This window comes from Candidatus Methylomirabilota bacterium, assembly GCA_035936835.1.
Taxonomy (GTDB): Bacteria; Methylomirabilota; Methylomirabilia; order Rokubacteriales; family CSP1-6; genus AR37.
Genome location: DASYVT010000146.1, coordinates 36,592 through 58,001, shown reverse-complemented (window position 1 = coordinate 58,001; position 21,410 = coordinate 36,592). Strand labels below are relative to the sequence as shown.

The window sequence follows — 21,410 nt, the reverse complement described above, 5'->3', positions numbered from 1 at the left end:
CCCCTGGGGCACCAGCGCCAGCCCCTGCCGCGCGATGCGGTACGCGGGCCACGCGTGCACCGGCTGGCCGCCGAAGACCACGCGCCCCTCGCGGGGAGGCGTGAAGCCGGCGACGCTCCGGATGAGGGTCGTCTTGCCGGCGCCGTTTCGTCCGAGGAGCGCCACGGCCTCGCCCTCGCCCACCCGGATCGACACGCCGTGCAGGATGTGGCTCTCGCCGTAGTAGGTCTGGATGGCGTCGAGCTCGAGCATCACGCGCTTCCCAGGTAGACTTCGTACACTCTCGGATCTCTCTTGACCTCGTCGAAGGTCCCTTCCGTCAGGACCTCGCCGTAGTGCAGGACGGTGACGCGGTCGGCGATGGAGGCGACCACGTCCATGTCGTGCTCGATGATCAGCATGGTCACGTCGCGCGGGAGCCCCTCGAGCATCCGCGTCATGCGGCCGGTCTCCTCGGGCGACATGCCGGCCGTCGGCTCGTCGAGCAGCATGAGCTTGGGTCCCGTCGCCAGCACCACGCCGACCTCGAGCTGGCGCTGCTCGCCGTAGGAGAGCCTTCCCGCTATCTCGTCGAGCCGCGCTGAGAGTCCGACCGCTTCGGCCGCTGCGCGCGCCCGCTCGAGCGGCGCCCGCAGCCGCTCGACGCCGCCGATGAGGTTATAGCTGCCGCGCCCGTCGGCCGCGGCGGCCAGGCGAAGGTTCTCCAGGACGCTCAGCTTAGAGAACAGGTTAGTCCTCTGAAACGAGCGCCCCATCCCGCGGCGCGCGAGCACGTGCGGCGGGAGCCCCTCGACCTGCTCGCCATCGAAGAGGATGCTGCCGGCGGAGGGCTCTAGCTGGCCCGTGATCACGTTGAAGAGCGTGGTCTTCCCCGCCCCGTTGGGCCCGATGATGGCGCGCCGCTCGCGCGTCGCGACGGTGAGCGACACGCCGGCGAGCGCGGACAGCGCGCCGAAGTTGCGGGTCAAGCCGCCGATGGCGAGCAGCGGGGCGGGAGCGCTCACGAGCGGATCCCCACGCGGCCGCGGAGCGCGCCCAGAATGCCCCCGGGCGCGAAGAGCACGAGGAGGACGAAGGTCAGCCCGAGGATGAGCATCCAGCGCTCGGTGTATGAGCTGACCATGCTCTGGAGAAGAATGAAGGCGGCGGCGCCAAGCATCGAGCCGCCGAGCGTCCCAGTACCGCCGATGATGACCATGAGGAGGGCCTCGCCCGACGTCGTCCACAGAAACGCGTCGGGCGAGATCGAGCCGACGAGCTGGGCGTAGAGCGAGCCGGCGAGGCCCGCCACCGTGCCGCCGATGACGAAGGCCAGGAGCTTGTAGCGGTTGACCGGATAGCCCACCGCCTCCATGCGCCCTTCGTTGTCGTGGATGCCGCGGAGCACGTGGCCGAACGGCGAGCGGACGATGCGCCACAGGAAGAGCGTCGAGAATCCCACGAGCACCAGGAGGTAGACGTGGAATGCCGCGGGGCTCGCCAGGCTCCAGCCGAGCACGGCCGGCCGCGGGACGCCCACGAGGCCGTCTTCGGCGCCCAGCCACGCGGCCTGAAATGCGACCGCGTAGAACATCTGCGAGAACGCGAGCGTCAGCATGATGAAGTAGACGCCGCTCACGCGGATCGAGAAGAAGCCGATCACGAGCGCGCCCACGGCGGCGGCGAGCGCCGGGAGCAGGAGAGCCGAGACCAAGCCGGGCGACGTGACCAGGGCCAGCGCCCCGACGTAGCCGCCGATGCCGAAGAACGCGGAATGCCCGAAGGACACCATGCCCGCGTATCCCATGAGGAGGTCGAGGCTCATGGCGAAGATGCCCCAGATCAGGATCTCCTGGAGGAGCTTGACCGGGTAGTTGCCGGCAAAGAGCGGGAAAGCGGCGACGATCGCCACGAGCGTAGCGAAGCCAACACCACGAGCCATCACTTGAGCGCCCGCCCAAACAGTCCCTGCGGGCGGAAGAGGAGGATGAGCGCCATCACGACGTAGATCATCAGCATCGACGCGCCCGGCAGCCACACCTTCCCGAAGGTCTCGGCCTGGCCGATGATGAGGCTGCCCGCCAGCGACCCCTTGAGGCTGCCGAGGCCGCCGACCACGACGACGATGAGCGCCGGCACCAGGATCGAGGCGCCCATCGGGGGATAGGCCGATTGGATCGGTCCCGCGATGACACCCGAGAGTCCCGCCAGCGCGGCGCCGAAGGCGAAGACGCCCGTGAACACGCGGTCGATGTTGATGCCCATGCCCGCCGTCATCTCGGAGTCGAACACGCCCGCGCGGATGATGGCGCCGAGCCGCGTCTTCTCGATGAGCGCCCACAGCGCCACGGCGATCGCCAGGCCGAAGACGATGACGAAGAGTCTGTAGGACGGGATGGTGGCGCCGAAGATCGTGACCGAGCCTGAGAAGAGCGCCGGCGTGGGGATCGAGCGAATGCGCCCGCTCCAGATCCACTTGACCAGGTCCTCGAAGACATAGATGAGCCCGAAGGTCAGGAGCACCTGGTCCAGCGGGCCACGGCGGTAGAGTGGGCGGAGGCAGGTCCGCTCGATGGCGGCGCCGATCAGCGCGACGGCGAGCGGCGCGACGAGGAGGGCGAGCCAGAAGTTGCCCGTCACCGCGATGAGTGTCAGCCCGGCGTAGGCGCCCAGCATGTAGTAGGAGCCGTGGGCGAGGTTGACGATGTCGAGCATGCCGAAGATGAGGGTGAGGCCGACCGATAGGAGGAAGAGCAGGACACCGTATGCCAGGCCGTTCAGCGCCTGGCCGAAGAAGTCAGGGACGAAGGCCACGAGCGGGGGTGATGCGGGAGGAGGGGCGCGCGGGCCCCTCCTCCCAGGGCTCCATCAGGCCGGCAGGGTGCAGCCGGTGCCGGGGTCGATCACGTTGGCGACCTTGTCGAACGGCACGTTGTTCAAGCCGAGCGCCGTCTCCTTCACCTCGCGGATGTAGATGAAGGGCTGGATCACGTTGTGCGTCTTGGGATCGAAGCGGAAGCGGCCGCGCGGGCTGTCGAACTCGACCTTCGCGATGGCGTCCACCCACTTGTCCTTGTCCTGCGTGTTGCCGTCGACCGCCTTGAGCGAGCGGATGATCACCTCGGCGGTGTCGTACCCCTGGCAGGCGAAGCCGTCCGGCACCTTGCCGCCGTACTGCGCCCTGAAGTCCTTGACGAACTTCTTGTTGACCGGGTTGTCGAGGAGCGGCGAGAAGAAGTGGCCCGTGATGATCCCGAGCGCCGACTGCCCCTGGGCCGGCAGGACATCCGGCTCGGTGAGAAAGCCCGCGCCGGTCAGCTTGGCCGTCTTCTTGAGACCGAACTGATCGTACTGCTTCACGAAGTTGACGGCGTCCGTGCCCGAGAAGAAGGCATACACGGCCTTGGTGCCCGACTGCTTGATCTTGGTCAGGTACGGCGCGTAGTCGGTCTCGCCGAGCTTGGGGTAGTCCTCCCCGATGATCTTGCCTCCGGCGGCGACGAAGGATTCCTTGAACGCGCCGAGCTGATCCTTGCCGGCCTGGTAGTTCGGCGCGGCGATGTAGGCCTCCTTGGCCACGTTCTTCGCCACCCACGTCCCCATCGGGAAATTCGGCTGCCAGTTCGAGAAGGACGCGCGGAAGATCCACCTGGAGCAGCGCTCCCGGCTGATCGCGTCCGCGCCCGCATTGGAGACGATGAGGATGGTCTTGGTGCTGTGGACTTTGTCACGCATGCCCATGAGGATTCCGCTGTGCACTGGCCCGGTCAGGATGTCGACCTTGTCCGACTCGATGAGCTTCTCCATCTTGCGGATCCCCACCGGCGGCTTCATCTCGTCGTCTTCCTGGATCATCAGGATCTTGCGCCCCGCGACCCTGTCGTTCTCGCGTGCGAAGACCAGCTTCATGCCCTGGGTGATGCTCACGCCGAGCTCGGCGTAGACACCCGTGTACGGCAGGACCACTCCGACCGTGATGGTGGTCCCCGCCTGGGCCTGGGCCCGCCGCACCCATGGCCCGGCCGCGGCTCCGGCTGCCGCCACCGTTGCTGTGGCGAGGAATTTCCGACGCGTGACTGCTTTCATGATGCCTCCTCCTTCATTGGAGCAATTTGGCACAAGACTACTAGGGCCGTCCGTCACGAGCAAGCAGCGAGATGACATAGTTGCCACTCCCAGAAGACGGGCCGTAGGCGTGGACCGTCGCCTCGAAGCCCTGCGCGGCCTCGAGGATAGCCCCCAACATCATGGCCAGGTGCCGGCCTCCCATCTCGGGCTCGGCGGCTTCGGCGAACTCGGGTAGCCACTCCCAGGCCTGGCGGTACTCGCCGGCGGCCAGCATCTTGGCCAGGCGGTGGTCGAGCTCCTCGTCGCCGGGCGTGGGCCCCTTTTCGGGTCCGCGGACGAGCTTGTGAGAGACGCTGCCGCTCGCGACGAAGCCGACGCGCTTCCCGCTCTCCCGCGCGGCTCGAGCGATGTGGCGTCCCCACTCGAAGGATTCCTTGAGATCGGCCGCCAGGCACACCGAGACCGGCACCATCGGCAGCGCCTGCGCGCGATCGAGGTAGCAGACCATGGGCATGACCGTGCCGTAGTCGAGCGGATAGTGGACGTCGTTGGCCAGCACGCACTGGAGCCCAGCCGCCTTGCCGCGGGCGACGATGGCCGCCGCCAGCTCGTAGTCGCCGGGGTAGTCGTAGGCGACGCCGTGGATGATCTCGGGCGCCTCCTGCGCCGTCAGCACGCCTCGATGGCGCGGCGTCCCGTCCACCACGGTCGGAAACGTAGTGATCAGGTGGCAGGAGTTGACGACCATGACGTCGAGGCGGGCTCTCGCGACCTCCTTGCCTTGCGCGACAAGTCCGTCGCGGACCGGCCTGAACACCTCCGAGGCGAGCTTCCCCTCGACGGCGGCCTCGAGCGTGCAGTAGCGCGGCGTGTGAGCTGACAGATAGACACCAGCCATGGTTCCAATCATGCGTAGAGGCCTCCCTGTCCCTTGAGCCTCGCCACGATCTCCTCCGGAAACGGCGTGGCCGCGAGTCGCCCGCCGGGCTCCTCGGGCCTGGCGACCCACGCGCGCACCTCGAAGCCGGTGGCGCAGTGGCGCTCGCCGACCGAGACCTCGTGCTCCACGCGGAACGTCTTGTCACGGACCTCGCTCACGGTGGAGCGGATCCGCACCAGCTCGCCGTAGCGCACGGGCGAGCCGAAGCGCGCGCCAGACTCGACGATAGGCACGCCCACCACGCGGTACTTGGGAAAGATCTCCGCCCATGGCAGCCCGTGCGATTCGAAGAGCGACTCCGTGGCCAGGTCGAACCATTCGAAGAAGCGCGGGTAGAACACGATCCCGGCCGGGTCCGCCTCGGACCAGCGCACCTTGATGTCTATCACGTGGTTAAGCATGGGGCACGTGGTTAAGCATGGGGCGCATGGCTACGCATCGGGATGAACGTACTCCTTGAGCTTGAAGCGCTGGAGCTTGCCCGTGGCGGTGCGGGGCAGCTCGGCGACGATGCGGATCTCGCGCGGCCGCTGGTGGCTCGGCAGGAGCTGTTCGGCGTGCCGCATGAGCTCGACCTGGAGCGCGGCCGCCTCGACGGTGGCGTCCCGCGGCACGATGAAGACGAAGGGCTTGATCAGCCCCGAAGCCTCCTCGGCGCCGACCACGCCCGCCTCGAGGACGCCGGGGTGCTTCATCAGTACCGCCTCGACTTCGCCGGGCACGACCCACTGCCCTGCCACCTTGAAGAAATCGTCCTCGCGCCCGCAGTGGCTGTAGAAGCCGTCCGCGTCCCGGACGTAGACGTCGCCCGTCCTGAACCACTCCCCGACGAAGGTGCGGCGCGAGTGATCGAGCCGCTTCCAGTACCCAGCCGCGGTCGAAGGCGTCTTGGCCCAGAGAACGCCCTGCTCGCCGTCGGCGACCGGCTGTCCCGCCGCGTCGAGGAGCTTGACCTCCGTTCCGTCCACCGGCGTGCCGGTCGAGCCCGCGCGGCTCCGCCCCGCGCGGTTCGAGACGAACATGAAGACCGTCTCCGTGGCGCCGATGCCGTCGAGGATCTCGACGCCGAAGCGTTCCTTCCATGCGTGGTAGACCTCGGCGGGAAGCCGCTCCCCCGCAGAGATGCAGAGGCGCACCGAGCGAAACGCGTCCGCGGGCAGGTCGGCCCGCAGGAGCCGCGCGTAGACCGTCGGGACCGAGAAGTAGAGCGTCGGCCGGTAGCTCCGCAGCACCTCGAGCACGACCGGAGCCTCCGCCCAGGCCGGGTGAAGGAAGCCGCTCGCGCGCGCGTAGAGCGGCAGGGCGAGCGCATTGCCGAGGGCGTAGGCGAAGAAGAGCTTGGAGGTCGCGAAAACCCGGTCGCCGGGACCGATAGCCAGCACGTCCGCGCCGTAGTGGTGGCCGGCCAGCAGCGTGCGGTGGCAGTGAACGGCCGCCTTGGGGGTGCCCGTCGTGCCGGAGGTGTAGAGCCAGACGGCCATGGCGTCCTGCCCCACGGGCTCGGGCGCGACCGGTCCGGCGGGCGCCCCGCCGGCAAGGCTCTCGAAATCGACGGCGCGCCCCTGCACGGCGGGGCCGAGCGCTTTGCTGAGATCACGGTCCGCGACCAGGACCTTGGCCCGGCAGTCGTCCAGGATGACGCCCAAGTCCCCGGCGGCCGCGCGCGTATTGAGCGGGACGGCGACGGCGCCCAGCTTGAGCGTGGCGAAAAACGCGGCGGCAAACTCGACGCCGTCGGGCATGAGGAGCGCCACCCGCTGCTCGGGCTCGACGCCCAGCCGGCGGAGCCCATGCGCTGCGCGGTCCGTCAGGGCCTGGAGCTCGCCGTACGTCCACGACTTCCCGGGCGTCACGATGGCCGCGCGCGAGCCCAGTCCCTCGGCGAGCGGGTGGTCGATCAAGGCGGACGCGGCGTTATCGACGGCGAGATCAGCCATGGGCCGTCAGAGTAAGCCTTTGGGGCATGCGCCTGTCAAGGCGCGGCGGGCGTCCGGCCGTCGGCGCCTCTCCGGATCTCCACGCCGGCTGCCTGGACGCGGTCGAGGATGCCGTGGAACTTGTGCCTGCCGTCGGCGTGGGCGGCCCATACGGACTCGAGACCGTCGAACTGGGCGAGGTAGCCCAAGCCGCAGTCGGCCGGCTCTGCCATGGCCCACTCCCCGCTCCGGTGGCGACGGAAGCCCTCGGCCGGGTCGATCCAGAAGCTCTCCGAGGCCTCCTCGCGAAAGAGGCGCGGGCTCTGGCCCACGGGAACGGGGGCGAGAAAAAAGCGCGCCGTGAAGCGGATGGGGCTCGAGGGCGGCGTGATGAAGTGCGAGAGGTAGCGGAAGGGTCCGAGATCGAGGTACCAGCCCTCCGCGGCGAGCAGCGCGGCAAGCGGCGCGCGCTTTGCCATGTGGGCGGCGCGGAACGCCTCGAGCCGCCCTGCGGCGGCCGGCTCGGCCCAGGCGACCGCGCGCCCCGTCCCGTCGAAGGCCGGCAGCACACCCGTCTCCTCGAGCAGCTCGCGCGCCGCCGCCACCCAGAAGGCCAGCGCCGGCAGGCCGTCCTCCGACGGCACGAGCCGCTCGGCCTGGGCCGCCGTGATGCCGCGGCAGCGGGCCAAGATTTGGGGCTCGCCATCTTCGGGATCCACCTTGCCACCAGGGAACGCGTAGAAGCCGCCGAGGAAGCGCATGCTCTTCTGCCGGCGGATCATGTAGACCTCGGCCGGCGACTGCGACCCCTGGCGGACGAGGAGGACGGACGACGCGGGCTTGGGCCGGACGGGGGTCACGGGGCCGGAGCGCGCGTGCGGTGCAGCTCGGCCAGCTGCTCCATCAGGGCTTCGGCGGAGACCGGCTTGGCGACCACGCGGTCCACGAACTGGCTGCCTTCGTGAGCGGCAACGCTCTCCCCCCAGCCCGTCAGGAGGAACACCGGCGTCTCGGGGGACTGGGCCTTGATGCGCTCGGCGACCTCCCAGCCGTTCATGCGCGGCATGCCGAGGTCCGTGATGACCACGTCGTACAGGGTCGGGTCGAACATCTGCACCGCCTCCTCGCCCTTGGCGGCCGTGGTGACGGCGTGCCCGTAGGACTGGAGCATGTCGGAGAGGACGGTGAGCAGACGCGGGTCGTCGTCCACGAGCAGGATCCGGGAGGCCTGCTCCGGGTGCACGGGCGCCACGACGCCCTCGGTGGGCGGGATGATCTGGAAGCGGCTCGCGTGCAGGCGCAGCCGGCCGACCGTGCCTCGACCCGGCTCGCTCTCGATGCTCATGCTGCCGCCGTGGCGCTCGATGATCTCGGCGACCTCGGCCAGCCCTCGGCCCCCGCGGTCCGTCGGGGCCTTTTCAAGGGCGCGGTTGGCCACGAGGCGCGAGTGTTCTTCGGTCATGCCGATACCCGTGTCGTGCACCTCGATGACGATCCAGCCCGACTCTTCGCTGGCGGCGCGGATGCCGAGCGTGCCGCCCTCGGGCATGGCCTGGACGGCGTTGAGGATAAGGCGCACGAGAGCATCGCGCAGCTCGAAGGCGATGCCCTCGACGGGCGGCAGCGCTTCCATGTCCTGCGTGACGGTGATGACGACGCCGCGGCGCTCGGCGTCGTCGCGCCAGCGTGGCGCCGTCAGGTCGAGGGCTTCCTGGATGACGGCCGGGAGACCGACGGGACCGAAGGCGACCTCCGGCTGGCGCGAGACGAAATCCTGGAGCCGCCGCACCGTCGCCGACGCCTCGAGCGCAACTTCGCGGACGACCACGAGCCGGCGGTGGCCGGTCGACTCCTTGGGCGCGTCGCGGAGGAGCAGCTCGGTGTAGGCCAGGATGGCCGCGAGCGAGTTGTTGAAGTTGTGCGCGAGACCGCCCACGGTTTCGCCCAGCGAGCGAAGGTCGTGGCCCTGGTCGAGCCGCCCCCCGCTCTCGGCCACGCGGCGGGAGAGGTCGCGGGCCCAGCTCCTGAGCGTCAGGATGGATCGATCGAGCTCGACCTTGGTGCGCGCCATCTGGCGCGCGATGTCCTGGATCTCTTCATGGCCGGCGAATAGCAGGGGATTCTTGGGAGGCGCCGGGTCGGCGCCCCGACGGATCCACTTGCCGAACCGCTCTCGGATCCGTCCCACTCAATTACCCGGCAGGCCGTCGAGAAGGGCCCAGATGCGAGGCGGCGCCCGATGGCTGCATGCGAGGCGTACTCCTGTACGTTGAGCATGCAGCCGAGGGCGCCAACGAAGCAGATGGGCCCTTATCGGCGGCCTGCATCCTAGAGGTTGACCAACTGGGCCACCCGTTCGCGATGCCACGTGGCGTCGCCGAAGGTGAATTCCGACCCCTTGGCCCGTTTGAAGTAGAGGTGCAGGTCGTGCTCCCAGGTGAACCCGATGCCGCCGTGGAGCTGGATGCCGGCGCCGGAGACCCGGCGGTAGGCGTCCGAGACATACGCCTTCGCCATGCTGACTGCGAGTTGGCCCTCAGGCACGCCCTCGTCCATGGCCCACGCGGCGTAGTACGTGATCGACTTGCTGTTCTCGACGTCCACCAGCATGTCCGCGGCCTTGTGCTTGACGCCCTGGTAGGAGCCGATGGGCCGGCCGAAGGCCTGCCGGATCTTCGCGTACTCGACCGTCATCTCCAGCACCTTCTGCGCGCCGCCGCACATCTCGGCGCAGAGGGCGACCGTGGCCCGGTCGATGACGCGGGCAAGCGGCGCCCAGCCCGAGCCGGCCTGCCCCATGAGCGCATCGGCCCCGAGCGCGACGTCCTTGAGCCCGACCTCGCAGAGCTTGCGCGTCTGGTCCATGGTCGGCAGGAGCGTGACGCTCAAGCCGGGCGTGCCCTTGGGAACGAGGAAGAGGGACACGCCGTCTTCGGGATTTTGCCCGCCCGCTGGGGGATTTTGCCCGCCCGCTGGGGGATTTTGCCCGGAGGACGTACGGGCCGCGACGACGATCACGTCGGCGGTGTGGGCGTCGTGGACGAAGAGCTTGGTGCCGTCCAACGTGAAGCCTGCGCCCTTGGCCGCCGCCTGGAGCGTGATGCCGCCGGCGCCTAGCTCGGCGGAGGGCTCCATCCAGGCGAGCGTCGCGCGCGCATCGCCCGAGGAGATCTTCGGCAGCCACGCCTTCTTCTGAGCGTCGGTGCCCGCTTCGCGGATGGCGAGGCCTCCCAGCAGCACGGTAGAGAAGAACGGTCCGGGCACGACCGAGCGGCCCATCTCCTCCATCAGCACCACGAGGTCCACGAAGCCCAGGCCCATGCCGCCGTGCTCGTCGGGGAAGATGAGCCCGGTCCACCCCTGCTCGGCGATCTTCTTCCAGAGGTCGGGCGTCATGCCTTCGGGGCCGTCCATGAGCTTGCGGACGGTTTCCGAGGCGCACTCGTTGTCGAAAAACTTCCGCGCGGTGCTCCGCAGCAGCTCCTGCTCTTCGTTGAACCCAAAGTTCATGATCTAGCCTTTCGGAAGGCCGAGCACACGCTCGCCGATGATGTTCTTCTGGATCTCGGTCGTCCCGCCCTCGATGGAGTTGGCGCGCGAGCGGAGGTAGCTGTACTGCCAGACGCCCCCGTCCACGGCCCACCGGCTGCCCCGGCCGAGCTGGGAATACGGGCCCTGGAGCTCCATGGCCAGCTCCTGGAGACGCTGGTGGCCCTCGACCCACATCATCTTGCCGGCCGAGGCCTCGGGTCCGGGCAGCTCGCCCTTGAGCAGCTTGGTGACGGCGCGGGCCCCGGTGTACTTGAACACTTCGGTGTCGATCCACATCTGCGCCAGCTTCTGGCGCACGTTGGGGTCCTGTGTGGCCGGCGCGCCGTTCTTCTTCGTGCGCTTGGCCAGGTCCACGAGTCCGTCGAGGGCGATCCGGAGCCGCACCTGGAGGCCGAAGCCCAGGGCCAGCCGCTCGTACATCAGCGTGGTCATGCCCACGGCCCAGCCGTTGTTGAGGCCGCCCAGGATATTGGCCTCGGGCACCTTGACGTTGTCGAAGTAGACCTCGTTGAACTCGTCGTCGCCGGTAATCTGCTTGAGCGGCTTCACGGTCACGCCCGGGCTGTGCATGTCCAGGAGGAAGTAGGTGATCCCCTTGTGCTTCTCGGCCTTCCCGTCGGTGCGCGCCAGCAGCATCATCCAATCGGCCTGGTGCGCGATGGACGTCCACACCTTTTGGCCGTTGACGACGTAGTGGTCGCCCACCTTCTCTGCGCGCGTCTGGAGCGAGGCCAGGTCCGAGCCCGAGTTGGGCTCCGAGTAGCCCTGGCACCAGATCTCCTCGCAGGACAGCATCTTCGCCGGATAGCGCCGCTTCTGCTCCTCGGTGCCGTAGGCGATGATGGTGGGACCGGCCATGCCGATGGCCAGGATGTTGAGCACGGGGGGCGCCTTGGCGAGCGCGATCTGCTCCTGGAAGATCATCTCCTCCATGAAGGTAAGCCCGCGGCCGCCGTAGTCCTTCGGCCAGGTCAGGCCCATGAAGCCCGCGTCGTACATCTTGCGCTGCCACGTGCGGAGGAAGTCGTAGACCTCCGGCCGGGGCACGTCGGACCCCACCCGCATCCGGTCACTCCAGTCCTTGGGCAGATTCTTCGCGAGCCAGGATCGGACTTCATCCCGGAAAGATGTCTGCTCCGGGGTCAGCGCAAAATCCATAAACCCTCCCTCGAGGTGAGGACTTCAAGACCCGATAGCGTGACTGAACGGCAATTCATTCCCATGATACGGGCCGCCCGCGAAGGGTGTCAAGACCGCATCCGCGGCGGGTTTTCCCTCAAGAAGCGCTCGCGGTATACTGCGGCCCGCCATGGCCGCCCCGCTCGCGATCTCCCTGCCGCGCCTCCGGACCCATCTCGAAGCCCTCTCGCGCTTCGGGCGCAACCCGGACGGCCGTGGCATCACCCGCTCCTGCTGGAGCCCGGCGCACGAGGAGGCCCGCGCCTGGCTGCTGGGGCGGATGAAGGAAGCCGGGCTCAGCACCTGGGTGGACGAGGCGGGCAACACCTTCGGCCGGCTCGGCAACGGCGGCCGGTCGGTCGTTACGGGCTCACACATCGACACGGTGCCCAACGGCGGCCCGCTCGACGGCGCGCTGGGCGTCCTGGCCGGGCTCGAGTGTCTCCAGGCCATCCACGAGTCGGGCGCGCGCACCCGGCTGCCGCTCATGGTCGCCGCGTGGAGCGACGAGGAGGGGCGCTACGCGGGGCTCTTCGGCTCGAGCGCCTTCGCCGGCAAACTCGACGCCAAGCAGATCCCGCGCCTCCGTGCCGCTGACGGCGAACGGCTCGTGGACGCCATGGCGCGGGCGGGCTTCAACGCCTACGACGCTCCCAAGGCGCGCTGCAACCCCAAGACGCTCTCGGCCTATGTCGAGCTGCACATCGAGCAGGGTCCGCACCTCGAGGCGGCGAAGATCCCCATCGGCGTCGTCGAGGGCATCGTGGGCAACCGCCGGAGCTGGGTGACCTTCAGGGGCCAGGCCGACCACGCCGGCACCACACCCATGGCCTGGCGCCGGGACGCTTTCATGGCGGCGGCCGAGTATGCCCTGCGCGCGCGGCGGCTGATCATCACGAAGGGCAGCGGCAAGAGCGTCACCAACTTCGGTCGGGTCGAGGTCGGCCCGGGCGTCTCCAACATCGTGCCGGACCGCTGCGTCCTGCTCCACGAGATGCGCGAGCTCGACCCGAGGGTATTGGCCCGGCTCGAGCGGCAGTGCCTGGCCCTGGCCAAGCAGGTCGCGAAGAAGTGGAAGCTCAAGGTGACGATCAACCCGATCTCCAGGAGCCAGCCCGCGCGCTGCGCTCCGCGCGTCATGCGGGCCGTGGAGGCCGCGGCGGCCGGGCTCAAGCTCAAGGTCAAGCGAATGCCCTCCGGCGCGGGCCACGACGCTCAGAATCTCGCCCTGGTGACGGACTCAGGCATGCTCTTCATCCCCTCGCAGGGCGGGCGCAGCCACCGACCAGACGAGACCTCCGACTGGCGGGCCATTGAGCGGGGCGCCAACGCGCTCCTGCACACTCTGCTCGGGCTGGCCGGCTAGCAGCCGCGGCCATGGCGGAGGAGATCGACCAGCTGCGCGTGAGGCTCTCTACCGAGTGGTCCTTCTAAATCCAGCGCGCGCGCGAGCAGGGCGCTCGGCGCATTGTGAAATTTCCCACTTGGCTTTCCCGTCTCCCTCAAGTAGACTGCCGGGCGGACGCTTCGATCACCGCACCGAGGGGGCTGTGCCGACCATAACGCACCTGCTGCTGGCCGTCGTGCTGACCGTGTTCTTGGCCGCTCAGGCCCGTTCCTTCGTCTACGTCATGCGCTACCGCCGGGCGCATACGCCCGGGCGTCGCCGGCGGCGCTCCGACGTCCTATGGACCTCGATCCCGGTCATCATCGTGCTCGTGCTGGCCGCCCGCAGCTGGGTGGCCGTCTTCGACGTGCAGCGTCCGGCGGCGGCCTCCGCCGTCACGGCCCCCGCCCCGGATCCGGGCGTACCACCCAGGTAAAGGACCCTATGCGAAAGAGCCTCCTCTCCCGCATCCCCACGGCGCTCCTGCTGCTGGCCGTCGCACTGCTGCTCTCCTCCTGCGGGTGGTCGCTGTGGGACTCGCCCATGACCACCGTCAGGCCGAAGTCCGGGTTCGGCCGGATGACCCACGAGATCTTCATGCTGATCTCATGGTGGACGCTCGGCATCGGCATCGTGGTCGAGGGCGCGCTCCTCTGGGTCTGCGTCCACTTCCGCGAGAAGCCCGGCCAGCCGATCCCGAAGCAGGTCCACGGCCACACGCTCCTCGAGGTCTCCTGGACCATCGCCTTCGCGGTCGTCCTGCTGATCTTCGCCATCCCGACAATCCCCGTCATCTTCGAGACGCAGGCGGCGCCCCCGGCGACGTCATTGCGGGTGGACGTGAGTGGGAGGCAGTGGTGGTGGGAGTTCAAGTACCCCGACCTCAAGATCGTCACGGCCAACGAGCTGCATCTTCCGGCTGGACAAACGGTTGCTTTCAACCTCCACGCCCCCGACGTCATCCACTCGTTCTGGATGCCCCAGCTGGGCGGCAAGCGGGACGTGGTGCCCGGCCGGGTCAACCGCATCACGCTGGCGCCCGACGAGCCGGGCGAGTACCCCGGCCAGTGCGCCGAGTACTGCGGCATGTCGCACGCCAACATGCGCTTCCGCGTCATCGTCCACAGCAAGACCGACTTCGAGAAATGGGTGGCCGGCCAGCAGGAGCCGCCAGTCCAGCCCACAGATCCTCTCGCGCAGAAGGGCCAGGAGCTCTTCTCCCAGTCGGCCTGCGTGGGCTGCCACACGATCGCGGGCGTCTCGGGCGGGGTGCTGGGACCCAACCTGACGCACTTCGGCAGCCGGAAGAGCATGGGCGCCAACCTGATGGCGAACACGCCGGGGAACCTGGCCAGGTGGATTGAGAACCCGGGCCACATGAAGCCGGGCGTCCTGATGCCGGACCTGGGCATGCGGGGCGAGCAGCCCAAGGCGCTCGCCGCCTATCTCCTGAGCCTGAAATAAGAGGATCCTCATGGCGACACACGCGGCGTACATGACCGGGACGAAGAAGCTGACCGCCGGGAGTGTGCTCTGGTCCTGGATCACGACCGTGGACCACAAGCGCATCGGGCAGCTCTACGGCGTCTCGGCCTTCTTCTTCTTCCTGGTGGGAGGGATCGAGGCCGTGATCATGCGCCTGCAGCTGGCGCATCCCGACGGCACGCTCGTCGGCGCCCAGCGTTTCAACGAGCTGTTCACCATGCACGGGACCACCATGGTGTTCCTGGCGATCATGCCGTTGGGCGCCGCCTTCTTCAACTACATGATCCCGCTTCTGATCGGCGCCCGGGACGTGGCCTTCCCGCGGCTGAACGCGCTGTCCTACTGGGTCTTCTTCTCGGGCGCCCTGCTGCTGCACCTGAGCTTCCTCGTGGGCGCGGTGCCCGACGGCGGCTGGTTCGGGTACGCGAACCTGACCTCGGCCCAGTTCTCGCCCAGCCACGGCATCGACTTCTGGATGCTGGGCCTGCAGGTGCTCGGCATCTCCTCGCTGATGGCCGGCTTCAACTTCATCGTGACCATCATCAACATGCGCGCCCCCGGCATGACGCTCATGCGCATGCCGCTGTTCGTCTGGATGAGCTTCGTGGTGCAGTTCCTGGTCGTCCTGGCCTTTCCGGCCATCACGGTGGCGCTGATCCTGCTGATGTTCGACCGCCTCTTCGGCACGCTCTTCTTCGCCCCGGCCGGCGGCGCCGACCCGCTGCTCTGGCAGCACCTCTTCTGGATCTTCGGCCACCCCGAAGTCTACATCCTGATCCTGCCCGCCATGGGTATCGTGTCCGAGGTGCTGCCGACGTTCTCGCGCAAGCCACTCTTCGGCGCGCCCGTGGTCATCTACTCCGGCATCATGATCGGCTTCCTCGGCTTCGGCGTGTGGAGCCACCACATGTTCTCGGTGGGCATGGGCCCCGTCGCCGACGCGGCCTTCTCCATCTCCACCATGCTGATCGCCGTGCCGACGGGGGTGAAGATCCTGAACTGGATCGGCACGCTCTGGGGCGGCAGGATCTACTTCGCGAGCGCGCTCTACTTCTCGCTCGGCTTCATCGCCATGTTTACCCTGGGGGGCCTCTCGGGCGTCATGCACGCCTCCCCGCCGGTGGACCTGCAGCAGACCGACTCTTACTTCATCGTCGCCCACTTCCACTACGTGCTGTTCGGGGGCTCGATCTTCGGGCTCTTCTCGGGCGTCTACTACTGGTGGCCGAAGATCTTCGGCAAGCTGCTCGACGAGCGGCTGGGCAAGCTGCACTTCTGGCTGATGATGATCGGCTTCAACGTCACGTTCTTCCCGATGCACTTCCTGGGGCTCGTCGGGATGCCGCGGCGGATCTACACGTACGCGCCCGACCTCGGCTGGAACTTCTGGAACCTGATCGCCACGATCGGCGCGCTCGTCATCGTGCTCTCCTTCCTGGTCTTCATCTGGAACGTGATCACGACCACGCGCTCGGGCGCCCCCGCGCCGGCCGATCCGTGGGACGGGCGCACGCTGGAATGGACCATCCCCTCGCCGCCGCCCGTGTACAACTTCGCCACCGTGCCGGTGGTCCACGATCGCGACGACTTCTGGGCGCAGAAGTACGGCGACGGCCACGGCACGCCGCCGAGGAAGCCCGTCATCACACCGGCAGCGGATCCCGCGTCCATCCACATGCCGCCGCCGTCCTACTGGCCCATCCTCTTGGCGGGCGCCTTCTTCGTGATGATGTCGGGCGTCCTCGTCAGTATCTACCAGGTCATCGTGGGCGGCTTCCTGACCCTGTACTGCATGGTCCGGTTCATGCTCGAGTACCATCATCAAACGGACGTGGGGCCGCCCGCGGGAGGGCATCATTGATGGCCGCCGAGCACGCCGCCGCCGCGCACGACCCGAACATCGGCTGCACGGGGCTCGACCATCGCAAGATGGGGATGTGGGCCTTCCTCGGCTCCGAGTGCATGTTCTTCGGCTCCTTGATCGGCACCTACCTGGCCTACAAGGGCAAGAGCATCAACGGACCGGGCCCCCACGAGATCCTGAACATCCCGCTGACCTCGGTCAGCGCCTTCGATCTCCTCATGTCGTCCCTGACGATGGTGCTGGCGCTGGCCGCAGTCCAGCGCAACGACATGAAGTGGGGCAAGATCTGGCTCTTCGTGACGGCGGTGTTAGGCGCGGGCTTCGTCGGCTTCCAGATCTTCGAGTTCACGCACTTCGTCCACCTGGGCCTGACGCTCCAGACGAACCTCTTCGGCTCGACCTTCTTCGTGCTGACGGGCTTCCACGGCGCCCACGTCACGGGCGGCGTCATCTGGCTGCTGTCACTCTGGGTGCTGGCGCGGCGCGGGAAGCTCGGTCCGCAGGACTCGCTCAAGGTCGAAATCTGCGGGCTGTACTGGCACTTCGTGGACATCGTCTGGATCGCCATCTTCACCCTCATCTACTTGATCCCGTAGGAGGTCGAGGGTTATGGATTCGAGCCACGCCGCTCCCGCAGAAGCCCACGCCCCGGGCGGGGGCCATGCCACAGTCCAGACCTATATCCGGGTGGCCGTGGTGTTGGGCATTCTCACGGCCATCGAGATCGGCGCGCTGTACGTGCCAGGCCTCCCGAGCCACGCCCTGGTCGCGCTGCTCCTCGTCTTCTCGGTCTTCAAGTTCGGGCTGGTGGTCGCCTTCTTCATGCACCTGCGCTACGACAACAAGCTCCTGACCGTGCTCTTCGTCGGCCCGCTGCTCATCGCCATGTGTATCATCCTCGCCATCATGGCGCTCTTCAGCGCCTACGTCCTGCTCGCGCGCGGGTAGAAGCATGGCGCACCTAGTGCCCGGGCCCGCGGGGCCGCCGCCCCTCGGCCCCGACGGCTTTGACTGGACCGCGTGGCACCCCGATCCCACCGTCGTCGCGGGCGTCGCGGCGCTGGGCGGCCTGTACGTGGCCGCGCTCCGCCGCGGGCGCGCCCAGGGTCGGCCCGTGAAAGGCGTCCAGGTCGTCTCCTTCTTCGCGGGGCTCGCGGTGCTGTTGGGCTCGCTGACCGGACCGCTCCACGACCTCTCGGACTACTACCTCTTCAGCGCGCACATGGTGCAGCACCTCCTGCTGGTCTTCGCCATGCCGCCGCTCCTGCTCTACGGCACGCCGGGCTGGATGCTCTCGCCGCTCCTGCAGCACCCGCGGGTGCTGCGCCTCGGACGGCGCCTGACGCGGCCCTCGGGCGCGTTCGCGAGCTTCAATCTCGTGCTCGTGGCCTGGCACCTGCCGCCGCTCTACAACTTGGCGATGGACCACCACGGCGTGCACATCGTCCAGCACCTGATGATCATGGTCGTGTCGGTCCTCCTGTGGTGGCCGGTCGTGTCGCCCTCGCCCGAGCTGCCGCGCGCGCCCTATCCCGTGCAGATGCTGTACCTGTTCGTGGTCGGCTTGCCCATGGTCGTCGTCTCGATCTTCATCACGATGGCCGGAACCGTGCTGTACCCCTACTACGCTGCGGCGCCCCGGGTGTGGGAGGCGCTCACACCGCACACCGACCAGCACCTGGGCGGCCTCATCATGTGGATCCCCGGGGGGCTCGCCTTCCTGATCGCGATCAGCGTCGTCTTCTTCCGCTGGCAGGCCGCCGGTGGCCAGGACGGCGCCATCGCCCCGCTCGGAGCCTCGCATGGCAGGTAGCCCGCCGCGCGCCTGCCCGCCGCGCGCCTGGACATGGGCGGCCATCGTCGCCCTCTCCCTTCTCATGACCATGGGCAACATCGTGAGCGCCACCGGCTCCGGCCTCGCTTGCCCCGACTGGCCGCTCTGCCACGGGCGCCTCCTGCCGCCCGCCGAGACCCAGGTCTTGATCGAGTTCAGCCACCGGCTCAAGGCCATCCCGTTCACCCTGCTGCTGCTCGTGACCGTGGTCCTGACGTGGCGGCGCACGACGGCGCGCGCGCCGCGACGCTTGAGCCTCATCCTGGTCGCCCTCCTCGCGGCACAGATCGGCCTGGGCGGCGTGACGGTGCTCTTCAAGCTGCCTGATCTCGTGAGCACCGCCCACCTCGTGAACGCGCTCCTGATCCTCGCCGGGCTCATCATCCTGGCCGAGGGCACGCGGGCGCACCCCCCGGTGCCGGCGCGGCTCAAACGGCTGGCCATGGCCGGCCTGGCGGCGCTCCTCCTCCAGCTGGCGCTCGGCGGCTACGTGCGCCACGCGGGCGCGGGGCTCGCCTGCCCCGACTTCCCGCTCTGCAGCGGCAGCCTCCTTCCGCACCACTGGGAGAGCGGAATTCACTGGATCCACCGGTGGCTCGGCGTGGTGCTCCTCGGGCTCTTCGTCCACTTAGCACTGGCGGCGCGGCGCACGGCGCTGGCAAGGCCCGCGGCGGCGGCGGCGGTGCTCGCCGTCCTGCAGGTGGCGCTGGGGATCATGGCCGTGCTCGGAGGGCTGGCCGTGCCGCTCCGCGCGGCGCACGCCGTGGTCGCCTACGCGCTGTGGGGAGTGCTCGTCTGGCTCTCGGCGCACGCCGAGGGGTGGATTACCGTCGCGCGGGGCGCGGAAGCCCGGACAGGCGAGATCAACGGCGGGGTCGCCCGTGCCTCCTAGGGCTTTAAGCTCGACCGCCCGCGCGTGGGCGGCCACAGGCCTCGGCGAGCGCGTGAGCGCCTACGCGGAGCTGTCCAAGTTCGGCATCGTGCTGCTCGTGCTGGTGTCGGCGGCGGCCGGCTTCATGCTGCGCGCGCCGCTCGGCGTCGACTTCCCCTGGGCGCACGGCCTCGTCGTGCTGGCGGGCGTGATGCTGCTCTCCTCGGGCGCGTCGGCCCTCAACCAGGTGCAGGAGCGCGACAAGGACGCGCTGATGGCGCGCACGGCGAACCGCCCGCTGCCCTCGGGGCGCCTCTCTCACGCCCAGGGCCTCGCCTTCGCCGCCCTTGCCACAGCCGGGGGCGCGGTTGTGCTGTGGCTCGGCATCGGCCGCACTGCGGGCGTGCTCGGGGTCATTGCGGCGGTTTTCTACAACGGGGTCTACACGCCGTGGCTCAAGCCGACTTCGCCCTTCGCCGCCGTACCGGGCGCCATCCCAGGCTCGATCCCGCCCGTCATCGGTTGGGTCGCGGCGGGCGGCAGCTTGACCGACGCCGGCGCCATCATCCTCTTCGGCATTCTCTTCCTCTGGCAGATGCCCCACTTCTGGGCGCTTTCGCTCCGCTACCGCGCCGACTACGCCTCGGGCGGCTTCCCCATGGTCAGCGAGGTCGTCGGCGTCGAGGGCACAGCGCGGCTCATCCTGCTCTACGCCTCGGGGCTGACCGCGTGGTCTCTTGCGGCGCCGACCTTCGGCGTCGGCGGGCCGGTCAGCTTCGTGATCGCGGCGCTGCTCGGCGGGCGGCTCATGTGGCTCGCCGTCAAGTTTGCCCGCGAGCCACACGACCAGCGCGGGTGGCTCAAGCTCTTCCTCTTCTCGAACTTCTACCTGCTCCTGCTCTTCGCCGGGATGGTCGCCGAGCGCCTCGTCTGGCGTCTCTTCTGAGAGGAAGCGGGGAAGGGTCTGAATTGGCCTCCGGGGCCCCCGTTTGGTATCCTAGGACGCTCGCAAGCGCGCACCCATGAACATCTGCGTCGTCGGCACAGGCTATGTCGGGCTCGTCACCGGGGCGGTCTTCGCCGACCTGGGCAACGACGTGGTCTGCGTGGACAACGACCGCGCCAAGATCGACGCCCTCAAGGCCGGGCGCATGCCCATCTACGAGCCGGGCCTCGAGGAGATGGTCGCGCGCAACGTGGAGGACCGGCGGCTGTCGTTCACCACCGACCTGGGCGCGGGCATCCGCCATGGGGACGTGATCTTTATCTCCGTCGGCACGCCGCCCAAGGACAGCGGCGAGACCGACCTCTCGCACGTCGAGGCGGTCGCGGCCGAGATCGGCCGCTCGATGGACCGCTACAAGGTGGTCGTCAACAAGTCCACGGCCCCGGTCGGCACGGGCGAGCTCGTCCGCGAGGTCATCGGGCGCCACCAGCCGCGCCCGGTCGAGTTCGACGTCGTGTCGAACCCCGAGTTCCTGCGCGAGGGCTCGGCCATCGAGGACACGCTGCGGCCCGATCGCATCGTCATCGGCGCGCCCACCCATCAGGTCGCGATGACGCTCGTCGAGCTCTACGCGCCGCTCGAGCGGCCCATGATCATCACCGATCTGCCGGCGGCGGAGGTCATCAAGTACGCGTCGAACGCCTTCCTCGCCGTCAAGATCTCCTTCATCAACGCCATCGCCAACATCTGCGAGGCGGCCGGCGCAGACGTGACGCAGGTCATGAAGGGCATGGGGCTCGACCCGCGCATCGGCGGGGCGTTCCTCCAGGCGGGGCTGGGCTACGGAGGCTCCTGCTTCCCCAAGGACGTGGACTCGCTCATCCACACGGCCGGCCGCCTCGGCTACGACTTCAAGCTCCTGCGCTCGGTCGCGGAGATCAACCGAGAGCGGGCCGCGCACTTGGTCGAGACCGTCGTCAAAACCCTGGGGCCCCTCGACGACAAGACGGTCGCGGTCCTAGGTCTGGCCTTCAAGCCCAATACCGACGACATGCGCGAGGCCAAGAGCGTGGAGGTCGTCCAGCTCCTGCACGCGGCCGGCGCCAGGATCCGCGCCTACGATCCGGCGGCCATGGAGAACGCCAAGCGACTCCTGCCGGCCGGCGTCACCTTCAGCGACTCGCCCTACGAGGCGGCCGAGGGCGCGGACGCGGTCGTGCTGGTGACGGAGTGGAACGAGTTCAAGTACCTCAACCTCGAGCGGCTGCGCGGCCTGCTCAAGCGTCCCGTGGTCTTCGACGGGCGCAACCTCTGGGAGCCGGAGCGCATGCGCAGGCTCGGCTTCGAGTACCACTCGGTCGGACGGAAACCCGTCCTTCCGGCCTGAGG

General features: G+C 68.7%; 22 protein-coding genes. 10 read left to right on the top strand and 12 right to left on the bottom strand.

The features are described from left to right. The 12 genes from VGV06_13055 to VGV06_13000 all read right to left on the bottom strand — a co-directional run. Window positions 1-252: ATP-binding cassette domain-containing protein (locus tag VGV06_13055; GenBank protein ID HEV2056082.1), on the bottom strand; the 252-nt coding region annotated here is incomplete at its 3' end. Continuing rightward, window positions 252-1,004 carry an ABC transporter ATP-binding protein gene (locus tag VGV06_13050; protein HEV2056081.1) on the bottom strand — a complete coding sequence of 251 codons (753 nt, stop codon included), beginning with the start codon at window positions 1,002-1,004 and terminating at the stop codon, window positions 252-254. The genes VGV06_13055 and VGV06_13050, both read right to left, overlap by 1 nt. Continuing rightward, entirely contained in the window at window positions 1,001-1,921 is a 921-nt protein-coding gene (locus VGV06_13045; GenBank protein HEV2056080.1) for a branched-chain amino acid ABC transporter permease, read from the bottom strand. The genes VGV06_13050 and VGV06_13045 overlap by 4 nt, the downstream gene beginning before the upstream one ends. Further along, window positions 1,921-2,793: a branched-chain amino acid ABC transporter permease gene (locus VGV06_13040; protein ID HEV2056079.1), complete on the bottom strand. Its 873-nt coding sequence runs from the start codon at window positions 2,791-2,793 to the stop codon at window positions 1,921-1,923. Before VGV06_13040 ends, VGV06_13045 begins: the two co-directional genes overlap by 1 nt. Window positions 2,794-2,847: 54 nt before the next feature. Then, window positions 2,848-4,065 (bottom strand): ABC transporter substrate-binding protein, encoded by a 1,218-nt coding sequence (locus VGV06_13035; GenBank protein HEV2056078.1) that lies wholly within the window; start codon window positions 4,063-4,065, stop codon window positions 2,848-2,850. A gap of 40 nt (window positions 4,066-4,105) precedes the next feature. Further along, on the bottom strand, window positions 4,106-4,945 hold the full coding sequence (locus VGV06_13030; GenBank protein HEV2056077.1) for an extradiol ring-cleavage dioxygenase: 840 nt from the start codon (window positions 4,943-4,945) through the stop codon (window positions 4,106-4,108). 8 nt (window positions 4,946-4,953) lie between these two features. After that, window positions 4,954-5,388 (bottom strand): thioesterase family protein, encoded by a 435-nt coding sequence (locus VGV06_13025; protein ID HEV2056076.1) that lies wholly within the window; start codon window positions 5,386-5,388, stop codon window positions 4,954-4,956. Window positions 5,389-5,418: 30 nt separating this feature from the next. Next, window positions 5,419-6,924, bottom strand: a complete 1,506-nt coding sequence (locus VGV06_13020; protein HEV2056075.1) for a benzoate-CoA ligase family protein — start codon at window positions 6,922-6,924, stop codon at window positions 5,419-5,421. Window positions 6,925-6,959: 35 nt separating this feature from the next. After that, window positions 6,960-7,763, bottom strand: coding sequence for a hypothetical protein (locus tag VGV06_13015; GenBank protein ID HEV2056074.1), 804 nt, complete (start codon window positions 7,761-7,763; stop codon window positions 6,960-6,962). Beyond that, entirely contained in the window at window positions 7,760-9,091 is a 1,332-nt protein-coding gene (locus VGV06_13010) for a response regulator (GenBank protein ID HEV2056073.1), read from the bottom strand. Before VGV06_13010 ends, VGV06_13015 begins: the two co-directional genes overlap by 4 nt. Before the next feature lie 140 nt (window positions 9,092-9,231). Continuing rightward, on the bottom strand, window positions 9,232-10,413 hold the full coding sequence (locus tag VGV06_13005; protein HEV2056072.1) for an acyl-CoA dehydrogenase family protein: 1,182 nt from the start codon (window positions 10,411-10,413) through the stop codon (window positions 9,232-9,234). Between the two features lie 3 nt (window positions 10,414-10,416). Further along, window positions 10,417-11,613, bottom strand: coding sequence for an acyl-CoA dehydrogenase (locus tag VGV06_13000; protein ID HEV2056071.1), 1,197 nt, complete (start codon window positions 11,611-11,613; stop codon window positions 10,417-10,419). Between the two features lie 151 nt (window positions 11,614-11,764). Between VGV06_13000 and VGV06_12995 the strand changes: the two genes are divergently transcribed. The 10 genes from VGV06_12995 to VGV06_12950 all read left to right on the top strand — a co-directional run bounded on the left by VGV06_12995 (window position 11,765) and on the right by VGV06_12950 (window position 21,408). Next, the gene (locus VGV06_12995; protein HEV2056070.1) at window positions 11,765-13,000 is read left to right on the top strand and encodes a Zn-dependent hydrolase; all 1,236 of its coding nucleotides are present in this window, start codon (window positions 11,765-11,767) and stop codon (window positions 12,998-13,000) included. Window positions 13,001-13,184: 184 nt separating this feature from the next. Continuing rightward, window positions 13,185-13,457 carry a hypothetical protein gene (locus tag VGV06_12990; protein ID HEV2056069.1) on the top strand — a complete coding sequence of 91 codons (273 nt, stop codon included), beginning with the start codon at window positions 13,185-13,187 and terminating at the stop codon, window positions 13,455-13,457. 8 nt (window positions 13,458-13,465) lie between these two features. Beyond that, window positions 13,466-14,485, top strand: a complete 1,020-nt coding sequence (gene coxB / locus VGV06_12985; protein HEV2056068.1) for a cytochrome c oxidase subunit II — start codon at window positions 13,466-13,468, stop codon at window positions 14,483-14,485. Window positions 14,486-14,495: 10 nt separating this feature from the next. Next, window positions 14,496-16,367 (top strand): cytochrome c oxidase subunit I, encoded by a 1,872-nt coding sequence (gene ctaD / locus VGV06_12980; protein HEV2056067.1) that lies wholly within the window; start codon window positions 14,496-14,498, stop codon window positions 16,365-16,367. After that, window positions 16,367-16,966 carry a cytochrome c oxidase subunit 3 gene (locus VGV06_12975; GenBank protein HEV2056066.1) on the top strand — a complete coding sequence of 200 codons (600 nt, stop codon included), beginning with the start codon at window positions 16,367-16,369 and terminating at the stop codon, window positions 16,964-16,966. Before ctaD ends, VGV06_12975 begins: the two co-directional genes overlap by 1 nt. Window positions 16,967-16,979: 13 nt before the next feature. Next, window positions 16,980-17,318: a cytochrome C oxidase subunit IV family protein gene (locus tag VGV06_12970; GenBank protein HEV2056065.1), complete on the top strand. Its 339-nt coding sequence runs from the start codon at window positions 16,980-16,982 to the stop codon at window positions 17,316-17,318. Between the two features lie 4 nt (window positions 17,319-17,322). After that, window positions 17,323-18,183, top strand: coding sequence for a cytochrome c oxidase assembly protein (locus VGV06_12965; protein ID HEV2056064.1), 861 nt, complete (start codon window positions 17,323-17,325; stop codon window positions 18,181-18,183). After that, window positions 18,173-19,096, top strand: a complete 924-nt coding sequence (locus VGV06_12960; protein HEV2056063.1) for a COX15/CtaA family protein — start codon at window positions 18,173-18,175, stop codon at window positions 19,094-19,096. Before VGV06_12965 ends, VGV06_12960 begins: the two co-directional genes overlap by 11 nt. Before the next feature lie 52 nt (window positions 19,097-19,148). Further along, window positions 19,149-20,021 carry a heme o synthase gene (gene cyoE / locus VGV06_12955; protein ID HEV2056062.1) on the top strand — a complete coding sequence of 291 codons (873 nt, stop codon included), beginning with the start codon at window positions 19,149-19,151 and terminating at the stop codon, window positions 20,019-20,021. Between the two features lie 76 nt (window positions 20,022-20,097). Next, entirely contained in the window at window positions 20,098-21,408 is a 1,311-nt protein-coding gene (locus VGV06_12950) for a UDP-glucose/GDP-mannose dehydrogenase family protein (GenBank protein HEV2056061.1), read from the top strand. Window positions 21,409-21,410: the final 2 nt, after the last annotated feature.